Origin of the sequence: Rathayibacter sp. VKM Ac-2857, assembly GCF_013205025.1 — a bacterium.
Lineage (GTDB): Bacteria > Actinomycetota > Actinomycetes > Actinomycetales > Microbacteriaceae > Rathayibacter.
Genome location: NZ_JABMLE010000003.1, coordinates 331,800 through 346,569, shown reverse-complemented (window position 1 = coordinate 346,569; position 14,770 = coordinate 331,800). Strand labels below are relative to the sequence as shown.

Genomic DNA, 14,770 nt, shown 5'->3' with positions numbered 1-14,770 from the left:
CGAGAGAGCGCTCTCTCACGACGTACTCTGGGTAGACGCAGCTGGGGGGCTACTCCCCCTCGTCGCTTCATCACTCAACGAGGAGGAACCATGCGGTCATCCCTGCACCGTCGTCTCACCCTTCCGGTCGCCGTTCTCGCGGCCGCCGGAATCGCGCTCGCGGGCTGCTCCAGCAGCAGCGACCCCAACGACCCGAACGCCGGGGGCGGCGCGAGCGGCGCTGCCGCGGCGGGCGACGGCTCCGTCACCGTCTACGGCACGATCAACGGCGACGAGGCCACCCTGCTCGAGCAGTCCTGGGCGGACTGGGAGGAGGAGTCGGGCATCGACATCAAGTACACCGGCGACAAGGGCTTCGAGCAGCAGATCGGCATCAAGGTGCAGGGCGGCGACGTCCCCGACCTCGCGATCTTCCCGCAGCCGGGACTGCTCGCCGACACGGTCGCGTCGGGCAAGGTCGTCGCGCTGCCCGAGGGCGCGCTGGCCAACGTGAAGCAGAACTGGTCGGAGGACTGGCAGAAGTACGGCCAGGTCGACGGCACCCAGTACGGCGCGCCGCTGATGGCGAGCGTGAAGGGCTACGTCTGGTACTCGCCGGCGAAGTTCGCCGAGTGGGGCGTCTCGGTCCCGACGACCTGGGACGAGATGGAGGCGCTGGGGAAGACCATCGCCGAGAAGTCCGGCGGACCGTCCTGGTGCGCGGGCTTCGCCTCCGACGCCGCCTCGGGCTGGCCGGGAACGGACTGGATCGAGGACGCCGTGCTCCGCGAGTCGGGTCCGGACGTCTACGACTCGTGGGTCGCGGGCGACACCCCGTTCACCGACCCTTCGATCAAGACCGCGTTCGACAAGGTCGGCTCGATCCTGCTCGACCCGACGCTCGTGAACGCGGGCTACGGCGACGTGTCGTCGATCAACTCCACGGCCTTCGGTGACGTCGCGCAGAACATCGCGAACGGGTCCTGCGCGCTGACCCACCAGGCGTCCTTCTTCGAGGGCTTCCTCACCGGAGCGGACGCGACCGTGGCGGAGGACGGCGACGTGTGGGCGTTCCTCACCCCGCCGATCTCCGCGGACGACGACCAGGCCGTGACGGGTGGTGGCGAGTTCGTCGCCGCGTTCTCGAACGACGAGGACACCGCGAAGGTGCAGGAGTACCTGGCCAGCGCCGACTGGGCGAACAGCCGTGTCTCGCTCGGCGGAGTCATCTCGGCCAACACCGGCCTCGACCCGGCGAACGCGAGCAGCGACCTGCTGCGCAGCTCGATCTCGATCCTCCAGGACCCGGGCACCACGTTCCGCTTCGACGCCTCCGACCTGATGCCCAAGGCCGTCGGCTCCGACAGCTTCTTCAAGGGCATCGTCGACTGGATCGACGGCTCGAGCACCGACCAGGTCCTCGACACCATCCAGGCGGGTTACACCTCGTAGCGGCCGCACGCTGATCGGGCGGACCGCTCCGCGGGCCTACCTTTCATGCTGATCGAGTAGCCCGCTCCGCGGGCGTATCGAGATCCACCGTCGCCGGACACGTGGGTCTCGATACGCCGCGTCCCGCGGCTACTCGACCAGCATGGAACGGCGCTGATCGAGCAGCCCGCGGAGAACATGCTGATCGAGTAGCCCGCGCAGCGGCCCTCCGCTTGCAGCCCGCGCAGCGAAGCCTCAGCAGGTGAACGCCGGGTACGGGGCTCTCGTCGTGGTCGTCGCGGGGGTGCCGCCGACCGTGGCGGTGCTGGTCACCGTCGCCGTTCCGGTCGGCATGCTCGTCGCGCGGACGGTGAAGGCGGCGCTGGCACTCGAGCCGGGCGCGACCTTCGGGAACGACTTCGTGCCGTGGCTGGTCGCGACCTGCAGGTCGGCCGGAACCGTCGCGTCGTTGCGGGCGCTGACGGTCAGCACGACCTTGCCGGCGACGCAGCGGCTCGACGCGGTGACGGTCGTCGGCAGCGCCGGCGCGAGCGACACCGTGGTGGGTGTGCCGACGGCGACGGGCGCGATGGTGACCTTGTCGATGTTCGGGGCGTACGCCGTGGCGTTGCCCAGGACGATCGGCGCGGTGCCCGTGGTCAGCGTCAGGGGAACGGTGCGCTCCCAGAAGCTGTTCCACGAGATCGTGTAGCGGAAGTAGGCGCTGCCGACGGTGCCGGCGACCCCCTTCTCCGTCACGTCGATCCGGCGGTCGACGACCTGCGGGTTGTAGTCGTGGCGGCCGCTGAGCTCGGCGTTGGAGTAGGTCACCGAGAGGTCGTAGGCGCCGGCGGTGTCGAAGCCCGCGGCCCGCGCGATCTCGAGGGTGTTCGCCGCGCCGTTGCCGACGAAGCCCACGTACTGCCCACCCGACACGTTGGAGCCGGTGCTCGCGGCGAGCGAGGCGTTCGCCGCCGCACCCGTCTTCGTCGCGTTCTCGGCCTCGATCGTCGTCGCGGCGGAGTCGGAGTCGGCGGCGCGGGTCGTCGTCACGGTGCTGAGCAGCACGCCGGCAGCGGAGCGCAGCTCGATCTCGTTGATGCCCTCGACGAGGTTCAGTCGGGTGGTCGAGGACCACAGCCCGGCCGATCCGGCGCTGACGGTGCTGACCGTGCGGCCGTTGACGGACACGTCGATGCTCGACGCTCCGCTCGTGCGGTAGTCGAGCGCGACGTCGTAGTAGCCGGTCTTCCAGGCGTTGGCGTAGACGTCGGCGCGCTGCTGGCCGGCGATGCTCGCGAAGCCGCGCGCACCCGCCGTGTCGTAGACGACCTTCGCGCCTCCCGCGTAGCGCAGGGTCGAGGCCGGGTAGACGGTCCTCTCTCCGTCGGTGACGTCGGTGAGGAGGAATTTGTCGAGCGTGATGTCGGCGTTCGGGAGGACGGTCGTGCCGTTCTCGCTGGCGCGCAGCGAGAGGGTGTGCTGGCCGGCGGTCAGCTCGACGGTCACTTCGGCGCTGCCGCGGTACTGCCACTTCTGCGTGGTCGTCAGGGCGAGGTCGGCGGTGTACTGCACGAGCTGGTTCTTCGCGCCGTCGACGAAGAGGGCGTGCCGGCCGGGGACGCCGGGCGTCGCTCCGATCACCTGGAAGCGGTAGCTGCCGGTGCGCGGGACGGTGACGGTCCAGTCGGCCTTCGAGGAGGCGTTGTTGAACGCTCCGACGTCGCGCCCGCCGGAGGCGAGGAACTTCCAGCCGCCGCCGTCGGTCGGGTTCTGCGTGAAGGCCTGGGCGCCGGTGAGCGCCGTGTTCTCGGCCTCGATGCTCGACTGCCAGCTCGCGGTGGTGCTGACAACGCGGTCCTGGGCGGGAGTGATGACCACCTGGTAGGCGGCGTAGCGGTCGTAGCTCGGGATCGCCAGGTCGAGCGAGCCGGCGGCGAGGGCCGCTCCGTCGACGGCGGCGATCACGCGCGGCGTGCCGTGCACGCCCTGGGCGCCGGAGAGAGTCGCCTCGCGGACCTCGACATCCACGGTCGAGCCGAAGACGGCCGGGTCGAGCCCGTCGAGGTCGAGGGCGACGTTCTGCGCGCCCGAGCCGCCGTAGAGGACGGTCGCGCGCTTGTTCACCGCGTCGACCGCGCCGATGCCCTGCAGGGTGTCGGCGGTGTTCAGCTTCGGGGGCGTGACCGCGACGGTCTTCGAGCCGTCGAGGTCGCCGTACCACTTGAACATCCACCAGCCGGCGTTCGCCGCATTCGGGCGGGCGCTGTTGTCGGAGAGGTTGCCGGCGTAGTTCCAGTAGGCGACCTGCGCGTCGACCTTCTCGTCCTCGAACATCGCGAGCCACTGGATCAGCTGACCGGGCGTGCCCATGTCGCGCAGCATCCCGTACTCGGTGATGTTGATCGGGATGTCGGCGATCCCGCGGGCGTCCTCGAGGGCGCGGTAGTCCTGCAGGTGCGAGCGGAAGGTGGCGAGGTTGTCGATGCCGAGCTCGTGCCAGATCATCACCTGCGGGAGGGTGCCGGTGGACTTCGCGTAGTCGAGGAAGTCCGCGGTGCGATCGGCGTGATAGGAGGCGTCGCCGGGGCCGCCGACGCGCGCGGTGCCCAGGCCGTGGCGGGCGTAGACCTTCTGGATGACGTCGTACGAGGCCTTCCAGTCGGCGAGGAAGGTGTCCTTCAGCGCGCCCCAGTCGTTGTACCAGTTGCCGCCGTCCGGCTCGTTGAACGGGATGTGCACGTAGTCCTGCGGGCGATCCGACTTCGTCGCGACCGCCTCGGTGACGAACTCGACGATCTCGAGGTAGTCCCACACTCCGTTCGGCGTGCTCGTGTACGTGCCGGTCGCCTGGTCATAGGTGCGGGTGTCGCCCGGGCGCTGACCGCCGTTGTAGGCCCAGTCGGGGTAGTAGTCCTGCGTGTAGATGTACATGTCCTCGCCGTGCTCGGCGAAGAAGCCGTCCTCGACCTTGAGGGCGTCACCGCTCGGGTGCTGGGTGCCGAACGGCGCCTTCTGCGACGTGTTGGTGATGTGCGCTCCGTCGATGAGCGCCTGCGTGGGCGCTCCTTCGTCGCCGAAGCCGTAGAGGGTGCCGGTCGCACCGCCGCGGAAATCGCCGGTGGGCCGTGAGAAGTCCACGGCGAGGGTCTCGGAGCTGCCCGCCGCGCTCGCGGGGGCGGCGACCGCGACGAGGCCGAATCCGCTGAGGGCGACGCCGATCGCGGCGACGCAGGCCAGTGCTCTGGAGGCTTTCATCATCGAATGCTCTTCCTATGGGAGGGGACGGCGAGGCGCCGCTGCCAGCACGATAGCGATTTCAGACTCGGCGGGCCAGGAAATCGTGAAATCGGTATCGCGTCCTCGTCCCCCTCGGCAATAACGCTTTCATCTCGGCCTTGCGCTTTCGTGAAATCGGTATCAGTATCTGTCCAGTCCCGAATCCGGGGCAGCGCCCTTCCCCCTCCACGACGACGAGGAGCCCCTGTGCCGAACGACCTGACCTGGGGAGACCCCGAGGCCCTCCAGCTGACGTTCGCCTGCGACGCCGACGCTCCGTTCCGGCTGGTGGCGCTGACGGCCCGCGGTGTCGCGCTCCGGGCGACGCACGCCGCTCCGTTCTTCGAGATCACCACCGTCGCCGCCGGTCACGCCCCGGCGAGCAGCCGGCTGACCCACTCGCAGCTCGGCGCCGCGCTGCGCTACATCTCGCACCGCGAGAGCGTCGTCGACGGCGTCGACGTGCTGGAGGTCACGGCCGAGGCGCCGGGACTGGTCGCGACCGCCGTGCTCCGGAGTGTGCCCGGCGTCGCCGCCGTCACCTCCGAGGTCGTCGTCCGCGCGGTCGAGCGGCAGGTGCTGCGCTCGGTCGCCTCATGGAGCTGCGACCCGGGTGCCACCGCGAGCGACGCAGCGGATACGGGCAAGGAGTCCTTCGCCCGCTGGTCGCTGCTGCGCGGCCGGAACGACTGGCTCGGCGAGGGCCGCTGGAGCAGCACGCCGCTGCGCGAGGCCGGCCTGGTCGCCCTCCGCGAGGACATCACCGGGCACGACCCGCGCGGCGCGGTCGGCGCGGTCTCGACCGGCAGCTGGTCGACGGGCGAGCAGCTCCCGGTCGCCGGCCTCCACGCCCCCGACGCCGCCCTCCTCTGGCAGATCGAGCACAACGGCGCCTGGCGCTGGGAGGTCGGCGAGGACATCGACGGCGGCTCGATCGCCCTCTCCGGCCCCACCGATCTCGACCACGGCTGGCTCTGCGTGCTCGAGCCGGGCGAGGAGTTCCGCTCCGTCCCCGTCACGGTCGCCGTCGGCGCCGACACCACGGCCGCCGCGGACGCGCTCACCCTCAGCCGCCGGGCCCGGCGCCGCGCGCACCCGGACAACACGGCGATGCCCGTGGTCTTCAACGACTACATGAACACCCTCGACGGCGATCCGACCACAGAGAAGCTGCTGCCGCTCATCGACGCGGCGGCCGCGGCGGGCGCCGAGATCTTCTGCATCGACGCCGGCTGGTACGACGACAGCGGGGTCGCCGGCGGCTGGTGGAGCAGCGTCGGCGCCTGGCAGCCGTCCACGGTCCGCTTCCCGGACGGCCTCTGCGAGGTGATCGAGCGGATCCGCGCCCGCGGCCTGGTCCCGGGGCTGTGGCTCGAGCCCGAGGTCATCGGCGTGGACAGCCCCCTCGCCGGCGAGCTGCCGGACGACGCGTTCCTGCAGCGGGCCGGCGCGCGGATCGAGGAGCACGAGCGGTTCCACCTCGACCTGCGCCACCCCGCGGCGCGCGCGCACCTCGACGCGACGGTCGACCGCCTGATCGCCGACTTCGGCATCGGCTTCTTCAAGCTCGACTACAACATCGACGCCGGCCCCGGCACCGACCGCGACGCCGACTCGATCGGCGCGGGCCTGCTCGGCCACAACCGCGCCTACCTCGCCTGGCTCGACGGCGTGCTCGACCGGCACCCGACCCTGGTGATCGAGAGCTGCTCCTCGGGCGCGATGCGGCAGGACTGGGCCGTGATGTCCCGCCTGCAGATGCAGTCGACCTCCGACCAGCAGGACTTCCGCCGCTACCCGCCGATCGCGGCCGCCGCGCCGATGATGCTCCTCCCGGAGCAGGCCGCCAGCTGGGCGTACCCGCAGGCCGACATGGACGACGAGGAGATCGCGTTCTGCCTGGTCACCGGGCTCCTCGGCCGGTTCTACCTCTCGGGCTACCTCAACCGGATGTCCGACCCGCAGCTCGCCCTGGTGCACGAGGCCGTCGCCGCGGCGAAGCGGCTCCGCGGGCCGATCGCCTCCTCCTCGCCGCGCTGGCCGCTCGGGCTGCCGGGCTGGACGGACGACGCGGTCGCCCTGGCGCTGCGGACCGAGGACGAGCACCTGGTCTCGGTCTGGCGCCGCAGCGGCAGCGACGACGTCGTGCTGCACGTCCCGGAGCTGCGCGGGCAGGACGTCGACGTCTCGGTCGTGTTCCCGGTCGCACTGACGGCGTGGCCCGTCGAGTGGGAGCCCAGCACTGCCCGCCTCACCGTCCGGCCCACCGGCTCCGGTCCCTCCGCCCGCACCTTCCGCCTGTCCCTCCGCACCACCTGACCCCTGCCGGATCCACCCGTCCCGGCACACCCTCTCCCCTCACAGAAAGCTCGAGTATTTCGATGAAGAAGTCACTCCTCAGCGCGGCCGTCCTCACGGCGGCCTCCGCCCTGCTCCTCGCCGGTTGCAGCGACCCCGGGGCCGGCGGCGGCACCGCGGGCGGCGACGCCGCACCCGCCTCCTGGCCCGCTCAGGACGCCGACCTGTCCGGCACCGACCTCACCATCTGGGCCGCGCAGAACTCCAACACCGTCCCGGAGTCGGTGATCGAGGGCTTCGAGGAGCTCACCGGCGCCAGCGTCGACGTCGAAACGATCCCGGACCCCTACGAGCAGGGCGTGCAGACCAAGGTCGCGACCGGCGACAAGCCCGATCTCGCCTTCTGGCAGCCCACCGCCTCGCAGCTCACCGCGCTCAACGCCTCGACGAACCTGCAGAGCCTCGACGGAGCGCCCTGGCTCGAGGACGTCGATCCCTCGCTGAAGGACATCACCGGCCTGCTCGACGACACCCGCTACGCCGCGCTGGTCACCACCCCCGCGGTCGAGGGCGTCTACTACAACAAGAAGGTCTTCGAGGCGAACGGGATCACCGAGACGCCGACCGACTGGGACTCGTTCGTCGAGCTCGGCCGGCAGCTGAAGGACAAGGGCGTCACCCCGTTCTTCGAGATGGGCGCCGACCGCTGGGCCACCCAGTGGTGGGTGCAGGTGCAGCTCGCCGACGCCGCGAAGGACGGCCTCTGGGACCGCGTGAACTCGGGCGAGGAGAAGTTCACCGACCCGACGATCCAGGGCACGATCGACACCTACAAGGGACTGATCGACGAGGGCCTGTTCAACGAGGACATCAAGACCGCCACCTTCGAGGACCAGGGCGCGGCCCTCCTCGCCGGCGACGCGGCGATGGTCGTCCAGGTCAACTCGTTCTTCGGCCAGCTGCAGTCGCTGTCCGACACCGCGACGCTGAACGACACCATCGGCTTCTTCCCGATCTCGCCCTCGGGCAACGTCGGCACCTTCATCCCCGACCAGTCGAACGCGCTCGTCGCCTTCAAGACGGGCGACGCCGAGAAGGAGGCGGCCTCGCGCCAGTTCCTCTCCTACTGGCTCGGCGACGGCTACTCGGACTTCGTCACCGCGCAGGACACCATCTCGCTCCAGCCCTCGGTCACCACGCCCGACACCGTGCCCACCGCGCTCGTCTCGGTCAGCGACTCCGTCGGCGACTCGGTCGGCTCGATGCAGGCCCAGGCGATCGCGAACCCCGACCTCTACATCTACCTCGCCGACATGATCCAGGGCACCAAGACCCCGGAGCAGGTCGCGCAAGCCACGCAGGACCAGTTCGCGCAGCTCGCGAAGGCGCAGGGCGCCACCGGCTTCTAGCCGCTCGACACCGGGGCCCGGCCACGACGGCGGGCCCCGGACCCTCCCGCGCACGACCCCCTCTCTCGAAAGGCAGTGCCCCGCGTGTCCACCACCCGAGCAGCCGCGCCACCCCGGGTCCTCGCCCGCGCCGTGAAGACCGGCGGCATGCCGAGCGGACGCCGCTCCGACCACCCGCTGGTCTTCCTCGTGCCGGCCCTCCTGGTCCTGATCGTCTTCTTCTTCGTGCCGACGGTGTTCAACTTCGTCTACGCGTTCACCGACTGGTCCAGCTTCAAGGCCGCCATCGGGTTCGTCGGATTCTCGAACTTCGTCGACCTCTTCCAGAGCGGCACGCTGATTCAGGCGCTGCGGGTGACGCTGGTCTACGCGGTGCTCGTCGCGGTGTTCCAGAACGTCTTCGGCCTGATCCTCGCGCTGCTGCTGGAGAAGGACACCCGGGTCAACCGCTTCGCCCGGGTGATGTTCTTCATCCCGGTGATCATGTCCGCCCTCGCGGTCGGCTACGTCTTCCAGGCGCTGCTCAAGCCCGACGGCGCGCTGAACGGGATCCTCTCCTTCGTCTCCGGGCAGCCGGTCTCGATCGCCTGGCTCGGGGACACCACCTGGACGATCGTCGTCGTCGCGCTGATCCACTCCTGGAAGTGGATGGGCCTGTCGATGCTGATCTACCTGGCGGGGCTCAAGACGATCTCGGGCGACGTGCTCGAGGCCGCGCGCCTGGACGGCTCGTCCTGGTGGCAGACCTTCCGTGACATCCGCTTCCCGCTGATCGCGCCGGCGCTGACCTTCAACGTCGCCACCGCGCTGCTCGGCTCGATGAACGGCTTCGACATCGTCCAGGCCACCACCGAGGGCGGACCCGGCGGCACGACCGAGCTGCTCAACATCTTCATCTTCCGCACCTTCGGCCAGGGCCTGTTCGCCCAGGCGACGACGATGAGCCTGATCCTCTTCGTCACCGTCGCCGTCCTCGCCTTCCCCGTCATCCGCACCCTGCGCCGTCGAGAGGACGTCCTGTGAGCACCATGATCGAGAAACTGGCTCCAGCGCGCACGTCCGCACCGCGCTCGAATACCGGCCCCACACCGAAGAAGCGGGCTGAAGTAGCCCGAATGCTCGCTCGCTTCGCCCAGCCCGCCGCTGCCCTCGCCGCCGTCGCCCTGCTGCTCGGCGTGCCGTTCTGGCTGATCATCAGCACCGCGGGCAAGACCCAGGCGGAGGCGCTGAACCCCAACCTCGCCGCCCCCTCGCAGTGGCAGCTCCTCGAGAACTTCGCGACCGTCTTCACCGACGGGCGGATGGTCCCCGCGTTCCTCGGCAGCGTCCTCGTGATGGTGCCGTCCGTGCTCGGCGTGCTCGTGCTCGGCTCGATGGCCGCCTGGATCCTCGGCCGCCGCACCGGCCGCGGGATGGCCGTCGTCTACGCGCTCGCCATCAGCGGCATCGTCCTGCCGCCCGCGGTCGTCACCGTGGTGCTGCTGCTGCGCCAGCTCGGCCTCGCCGGCACCGCCGTCGGCATGGTCGGCGTGTACATGGGGATGTACCTCTCGACCGTGATCTTCTTCGTCACCGGCTTCGTCCGCACCATCCCCGCGGAGCTGGAGGAGGCGGCCCGCGTCGACGGCGCGCGGCCGATCCGGGTGTTCTTCACGATCATCCTGCCGCTGCTGATGCCAGTGCTCGCGACCGCGACGATCCTGATCTGCCTCTACATCTGGAACGACGTCTTCTACGCGCTGTTCGTGGTCGGCGGCCGGCTCGACACCCTGCCGCTGAACCTCTACCAGGTGGCCAGCGCCGGGCTCTACCTGCAGAACTGGCACCTGATCTTCTCCTATATCATCCTGATGAGCCTGCCCCTGCTCCTGGTGTTCGTCTTCGCGCAGCGCAAGATCATCTCCGGCATCACGAGCGGCGCGGTGAAGTGACCACCGCCGGAGCCCGCGGCACCGAGCCGGTCGCCCTCGCTCCGTCGTGGCTCGCCGGGCACTTGCAGGACGGTCGAGGACGGAAGCGGGACGGCGTGACGCGCGACAAGGCGACGAGGGCCCCGGTCATCGCCGACGTCGCCCGCCTCGCCGGCGTCTCGGTGCCGACCGTGTCGCGGGTGCTGACCGGCGCCGCGCGAGTCGCCCCCGACAAGCGCGAGCGGGTGCTCGCGGCCATCGCGGAGCTCAACTACCGGCCCAGCGCCGTCGCCCGGAACCTCGTGACCCGGCGCTCGCGCACCATCGCCGTCGTCGCCGGCAACACCTCGCAGTACGGCTACGCCGAGGCGATCCGCGGCATCGAGGAGGAGGCGCGCGCCGGCGGCTGGACCGTCACCATCACCGTCGTCGAGTCAGCCGACCCGGAGCACGTCCAGCGGGCGCTCTCCTCGGTGCTCGACCAGAGCCCCGACGGGATCGTGGTCCTCAAGTTCGACCCGCCGGGCGTGGCCGTGCTCGCGGCGATCCCGGAGACCGTGCCGGTCGTCGCGCTCTCGGGGGTCCGCGGGCGGCGGCCGCAGGCGGTGCTCGACGAGCTCCGCGCGGCGCAGTCGCTGACCGAGCACCTGCTCGAGCTGGGGCACTCGACGGTGCACCACATCCGCATCCCGCCGTCGCGGCGCGAGGACGGCCGGACGACCGGCTGGCGCCGCGCGCTGAAGGCCGCGGGAGTGGCGACCGCGCCGACCCCGCTCGAGGCGACCTGGGAGCCGGAGTCCGGGCGACTGCTCGCCGCGCGGCTGGTCGAGGACCCGAGCGTCACCGCCGTCTTCTGCGGCAACGACGAGATCGCGATGGGCGTGATCAAGGGCATCACCGAGGCCGGGCTGCGCGTCCCCGAGGACATCAGCGTCGTCGGCTTCGACGACCACCCGCTCGCCCGGATGTGGACGCCCGCCCTGACGACCGTCCGCCAGGACTTCGCCGGCCTCGGCCGCCGCGGCTTCGGCCTGCTCCTCCCCGCGATGGAGGGCCGCACGGGCGCCGCCTTCTCCTCCGAGCTCCCGGAGCTCGTCCTCCGCGAGAGCGCCGCGGCCCCGCGCCCGCGCGCCTGACCCCAGCCTGCTCGAGGAGAGGCACGCCTCCCGGAGGGGTGGGTCTCGATACGCCGCCTGCGGCGGCTACTCGACCAGCATGCATGGCGGCGCAGACCGTCCCCTCCCCCGTGGATCGGGCAGCCCGAGTCCATGCTGATCGAGCAGCCCGCTCTGCGGGCCCCTGCATGCTGATCGAGTAGCCCGCCCTGCGGGCGTATCGAGATCCACCACCGCCGGAGACGTCGAGCGGCTTGCTCCTGCCGCAGCGTCATGTGGTCTGCTCGAAGCACGTCCCGACCCGACCCGGAAGGCCAACCATGCACCCGTTCCCGACTCCGCCCCGCGAGGTCCTGATCGGCGACGCCGCGGCGTTCGTCGGCGTCACGCCCCGGGCGATCCGCCACTACCACCAGGTCGGCCTGCTCCCCGAGCGCGAGCGGGGCGGCGACGGGCGCCGCCGATACGGCTACGAGGAGATCATCCGGCTGCTCTGGATCCGCCGGACGGCCGAGGTGGGCATCGCCCTCGACGACGTGCGCGACGCCTTCGCCGGCGCCGCGCCGGACAGTGCGGACGGCGCGGACGAGGTCGCCGCCGTCCTCGCCCGGCTGGAGGAGACCCTCGCCGCGCAGGAGGCCGAGCTGCAGCGGCAGCGGGCCTCGGTGGAGCGCATGCGCACGCTCGGCAGCCGGCTGGGCCTGCTCGACGACCTCGTGTCCGGCCGCCTCGAGAGCGCGCCCGAGGGCTCGCTGCGCCAGGACGACCTGGACACCCTGCTGGTGACCGAGCGCGTGTTCGGCCCGCTCGGCGCCGCAATACAGGCCGGCCGCTTCGCCGCTCTCGCCGCGCACCCCGACCTGCGCGCCGCGTCCGACCGCGTCGACGCCGCCGAGGAGGCCCTGGACGATTCCGTCGCCGTCGACGATCCCCGGGTGGCGCAGGTGGCGGCCGAGCGGCACGCCTTCGAGACGGAGCTGCTGCGCGTCTGCATGGAGTCCGGTCAGCTGGAGGAGGACGACGCTCTCTTCGACGCCTGGGACGAGCGGCACGCGCCCGAGGACGCCGAGACGCCCGCCCCCGCGGCCGATCCGCGCGCCAGGAGCGCGGCGGACGTCATCCGGAGCCTGCCCTACGACTTCTCGCCGGCCCGGGTGCGCTGCATGGAGCTGGCCGTGCAGCTCGGCGTGGAGGAGCCGCCGGCGTCCTGACCGCTCGGGTCAGCCCGATGCGGTCGGCGAGGTCCTGCGCGTCCTCGTCGCCCGGGAGGATCTGCACCGAGTCGCCCTCGATCGCCTGCATCACCGCCACGGCCGAGACGACCACGTCGCCGGCCCGCAGCAGCAGCCGCGCGTCCGGGCCGGCGCCGGCCGCCTCCGCCGTCGCGTCCTGGAAGAGCTCGGCGCCGTCCTCGTCGAAGCGCACGTCGACGGTCTGGGCGTCGCCGGTGCCGGACACCTCGACGGACGCGACGCCCGCCCGGGTGAAGGCCGCCGGATCGACGAGCACGTCCTGGCCGCCGACCGCGGTGCACTGCGGATCGGCTCCCACCTCGCAGACCGAGGAGACGGCGATGTCGAGCCCGCCGCCGGCCGCCTCCGGCTCCGGATCCGCGGGCGAGGCGCAGCCGGCGAGCGCGAGCACAAGAATCCCCACGGCTCCTGCGATGGTGTGCTGACGGCCCACGATGCCCCCCTCGGGTCTCGGAGCGCGCCACGATACCGAACACCCGCGGACCCCGCACCCGCCGGCCTCATCGACCCCCTGCCGATCGAGCAGCCCCTTTCCTGCTGATCGAGCAGGCCGCGCAGCGGGCGTATCGAGCGGAGGGGGCGCCTCCGGCACCACCGCAGGCGGGGAAGAAACCGACGTTCATGCGGTGGTGGGTCTCGATACGCCCCTTCGGGGCTACTCGACCAGCATGTCTGCGGGCGTCTCTTCCCAGTAGATCCACCGTCCCCCCTCACGCCGGGTCTCGATACGCCGCCTGCGTCGGCTACTCGACCAGCATGAGGCGGGCAGGCGAGTCGACCCGGAACGGGCTCCGTCCCAGGTGCAGGGCCCGACGCGGGTCTACTCGCGCGAGCCGGCCCCGCCGAGTGGACGCGCGCGGGGGCCCGCTCGGGACTCGAGGCCCGTCGCGGGTCCACTCGAGGATTCCTGCTGATCGAGGAGGCCGCGCAGCGCGGCGCATCGAGATCCGCCCGTCCCCAGCCCGCGGGTCTCGATACGCCGCCGGAGGCGGCTACTCGACCAGCATGTGCCGGGCGCGGGACCTCCCGCGCGGCGGGTCCGGAGCATGCTGATCGGCCAGCCCACGCGGCGGGTCCGCTCCATGCTGATCGAGTAGGCCGCGCAGCGGGCGTATCGAGCGGAGGGGGCGCCTTCGGCGCCAGCGCAGGGCGGGGAAGAGACCGACGTCCTTGGGGTGGTGGGTCTCGATACGCCCCTGCGGGGCTACTCGACCAACATGTCTGCGGGCGTCTCTTGCAAGTAGATCCACCGGAAGACGAGTCTGCAGACCCGCCTTCTGGTGACGGCGGGTCTCGATACGCCCCTGCGGGGCTACTCGACCAGCATGGAGGGTGCACGCCGCCCGAGGCGGCTACTCGACCGACATATTCACTCGAAGAGGGAGAGGGTGAGGGTCGAGGTGTAGTCGCCGGCGTCGACGGTGGTGGGGGTCTTGAGGGTCAGGGCCGCGTTCGCGGTCCAGGAGCCCTCCTCGGCCACTCCGGCGCTGTCGTTGGTGAGGGCGAGCAGCTCCTGGTCGACGAGGCCGACGCCGTCGGGGCCGCCGTCGATGATCGGGTCGACGACGTCGCCCTCGGCGACGAGGCCGGAGTCGCCGCCGTCGATGAGGTTCGGCGCCCAGCCGAGGTTCTCGGCGCCGATGGTGTCGCCCGCCGACGAGACGAAGTCGCTCGCGGTGCCGAGCACGTACCAGCCGGCCTCGGCGGGGATGTCGGCGGCGTCGCGGGTGTCGGTCACGGTGACGGTGGGCAGCGTGCCGGTGAACTGGCGGATCACGCCGGTCGAGCCCGCCTCGGTCAGCGCGGTGGAGTCGCTCGCGACGGTCATCGAGAGGAAGCCCGGCGTCGTGAGCGGCGCGATCTGCACGTTCACGTCGACGTCGTCGTTGCCGAGCTCGACCTCGTCGGCGAACGCGGTGCCGGCGACGCCGAGCAGCAGCAGGCCACCGGCGAGACCGGCGGCGCCGCGGGTGAGAAGGGGGTGGATCCGTGTGGAGCGGGTGGTCATGGCGGGGGTTCTCCATTCTCCGGTCGGCCTCGTCGCCGACTCGTCGTCGCGCGTCCCGTCCCTCCCATTCGATCATTATCGATCATCA

At 71.3% G+C, this 14,770-nt stretch carries 10 protein-coding genes; 7 read left to right on the top strand and 3 right to left on the bottom strand.

What is annotated here, in order from left to right; translation table 11 throughout:
- The first annotated feature begins 90 nt into the window (after window positions 1-90).
- Window positions 91-1,431 (top strand): ABC transporter substrate-binding protein, encoded by a 1,341-nt coding sequence (locus HQQ86_RS15100; protein ID WP_173289076.1) that lies wholly within the window; start codon window positions 91-93, stop codon window positions 1,429-1,431.
- A gap of 234 nt (window positions 1,432-1,665) precedes the next feature.
- Here HQQ86_RS15100 and HQQ86_RS15095 read toward each other — a convergent pair whose 3' ends face one another.
- Window positions 1,666-4,668 carry a hypothetical protein gene (locus HQQ86_RS15095; protein WP_216845553.1) on the bottom strand — a complete coding sequence of 1,001 codons (3,003 nt, stop codon included), beginning with the start codon at window positions 4,666-4,668 and terminating at the stop codon, window positions 1,666-1,668.
- Window positions 4,669-4,896: 228 nt separating this feature from the next.
- Here HQQ86_RS15095 and HQQ86_RS15090 point away from each other — a divergent pair, with 228 nt between their 5' ends.
- The 6 genes from HQQ86_RS15090 to HQQ86_RS15065 all read left to right on the top strand — a co-directional run bounded on the left by HQQ86_RS15090 (window position 4,897) and on the right by HQQ86_RS15065 (window position 12,632).
- Window positions 4,897-7,008: a glycoside hydrolase family 36 protein gene (locus HQQ86_RS15090; protein ID WP_367948676.1), complete on the top strand. Its 2,112-nt coding sequence runs from the start codon at window positions 4,897-4,899 to the stop codon at window positions 7,006-7,008.
- Between the two features lie 62 nt (window positions 7,009-7,070).
- Complete coding sequence (locus tag HQQ86_RS15085; RefSeq protein WP_173289074.1) at window positions 7,071-8,396, top strand: ABC transporter substrate-binding protein; 1,326 nt, start codon at window positions 7,071-7,073, stop codon at window positions 8,394-8,396.
- A gap of 84 nt (window positions 8,397-8,480) precedes the next feature.
- Window positions 8,481-9,419, top strand: coding sequence for a carbohydrate ABC transporter permease (locus tag HQQ86_RS15080; protein ID WP_367948675.1), 939 nt, complete (start codon window positions 8,481-8,483; stop codon window positions 9,417-9,419).
- A 92-nt stretch (window positions 9,420-9,511) separates the two neighbouring features.
- The gene (locus HQQ86_RS15075) at window positions 9,512-10,327 is read left to right on the top strand and encodes a carbohydrate ABC transporter permease (RefSeq protein WP_173289073.1); all 816 of its coding nucleotides are present in this window, start codon (window positions 9,512-9,514) and stop codon (window positions 10,325-10,327) included.
- Entirely contained in the window at window positions 10,324-11,442 is a 1,119-nt protein-coding gene (locus tag HQQ86_RS15070) for a LacI family DNA-binding transcriptional regulator (protein WP_367948674.1), read from the top strand. Before HQQ86_RS15075 ends, HQQ86_RS15070 begins: the two co-directional genes overlap by 4 nt.
- Window positions 11,443-11,741: 299 nt before the next feature.
- Window positions 11,742-12,632 (top strand): MerR family transcriptional regulator, encoded by an 891-nt coding sequence (locus tag HQQ86_RS15065; protein ID WP_173289072.1) that lies wholly within the window; start codon window positions 11,742-11,744, stop codon window positions 12,630-12,632.
- Here HQQ86_RS15065 and HQQ86_RS15060 read toward each other — a convergent pair.
- Window positions 12,538-13,077, bottom strand: a complete 540-nt coding sequence (locus HQQ86_RS15060) for a hypothetical protein (RefSeq protein ID WP_173289071.1) — start codon at window positions 13,075-13,077, stop codon at window positions 12,538-12,540. The genes HQQ86_RS15065 and HQQ86_RS15060 overlap by 95 nt on opposite strands.
- 966 nt (window positions 13,078-14,043) lie before the next feature.
- Window positions 14,044-14,682: a hypothetical protein gene (locus HQQ86_RS15055; RefSeq protein ID WP_173289070.1), complete on the bottom strand. Its 639-nt coding sequence runs from the start codon at window positions 14,680-14,682 to the stop codon at window positions 14,044-14,046.
- Between the last annotated feature and the right edge of the window lie 88 nt (window positions 14,683-14,770).

What these genes read in the sequence shown, in the direction of transcription:
- HQQ86_RS15100 (WP_173289076.1), top strand. Translation starts at nt 91, where the DNA reads ATGCGGTCATCCCTGCACCGTCGTCTCACCCTTCCGGTCGCCGTTCTC.
- HQQ86_RS15055 (WP_173289070.1), bottom strand. Translation starts at nt 14,682, where the DNA reads ATGACCACCCGCTCCACACGGATCCACCCCCTTCTCACCCGCGGCGCC.
- HQQ86_RS15065 (WP_173289072.1), top strand. Translation starts at nt 11,742, where the DNA reads ATGCACCCGTTCCCGACTCCGCCCCGCGAGGTCCTGATCGGCGACGCC.
- HQQ86_RS15075 (WP_173289073.1), top strand. Translation starts at nt 9,512, where the DNA reads ATGCTCGCTCGCTTCGCCCAGCCCGCCGCTGCCCTCGCCGCCGTCGCC.
- HQQ86_RS15095 (WP_216845553.1), bottom strand. Translation starts at nt 4,668, where the DNA reads ATGAAAGCCTCCAGAGCACTGGCCTGCGTCGCCGCGATCGGCGTCGCC.
- HQQ86_RS15085 (WP_173289074.1), top strand. Translation starts at nt 7,071, where the DNA reads ATGAAGAAGTCACTCCTCAGCGCGGCCGTCCTCACGGCGGCCTCCGCC.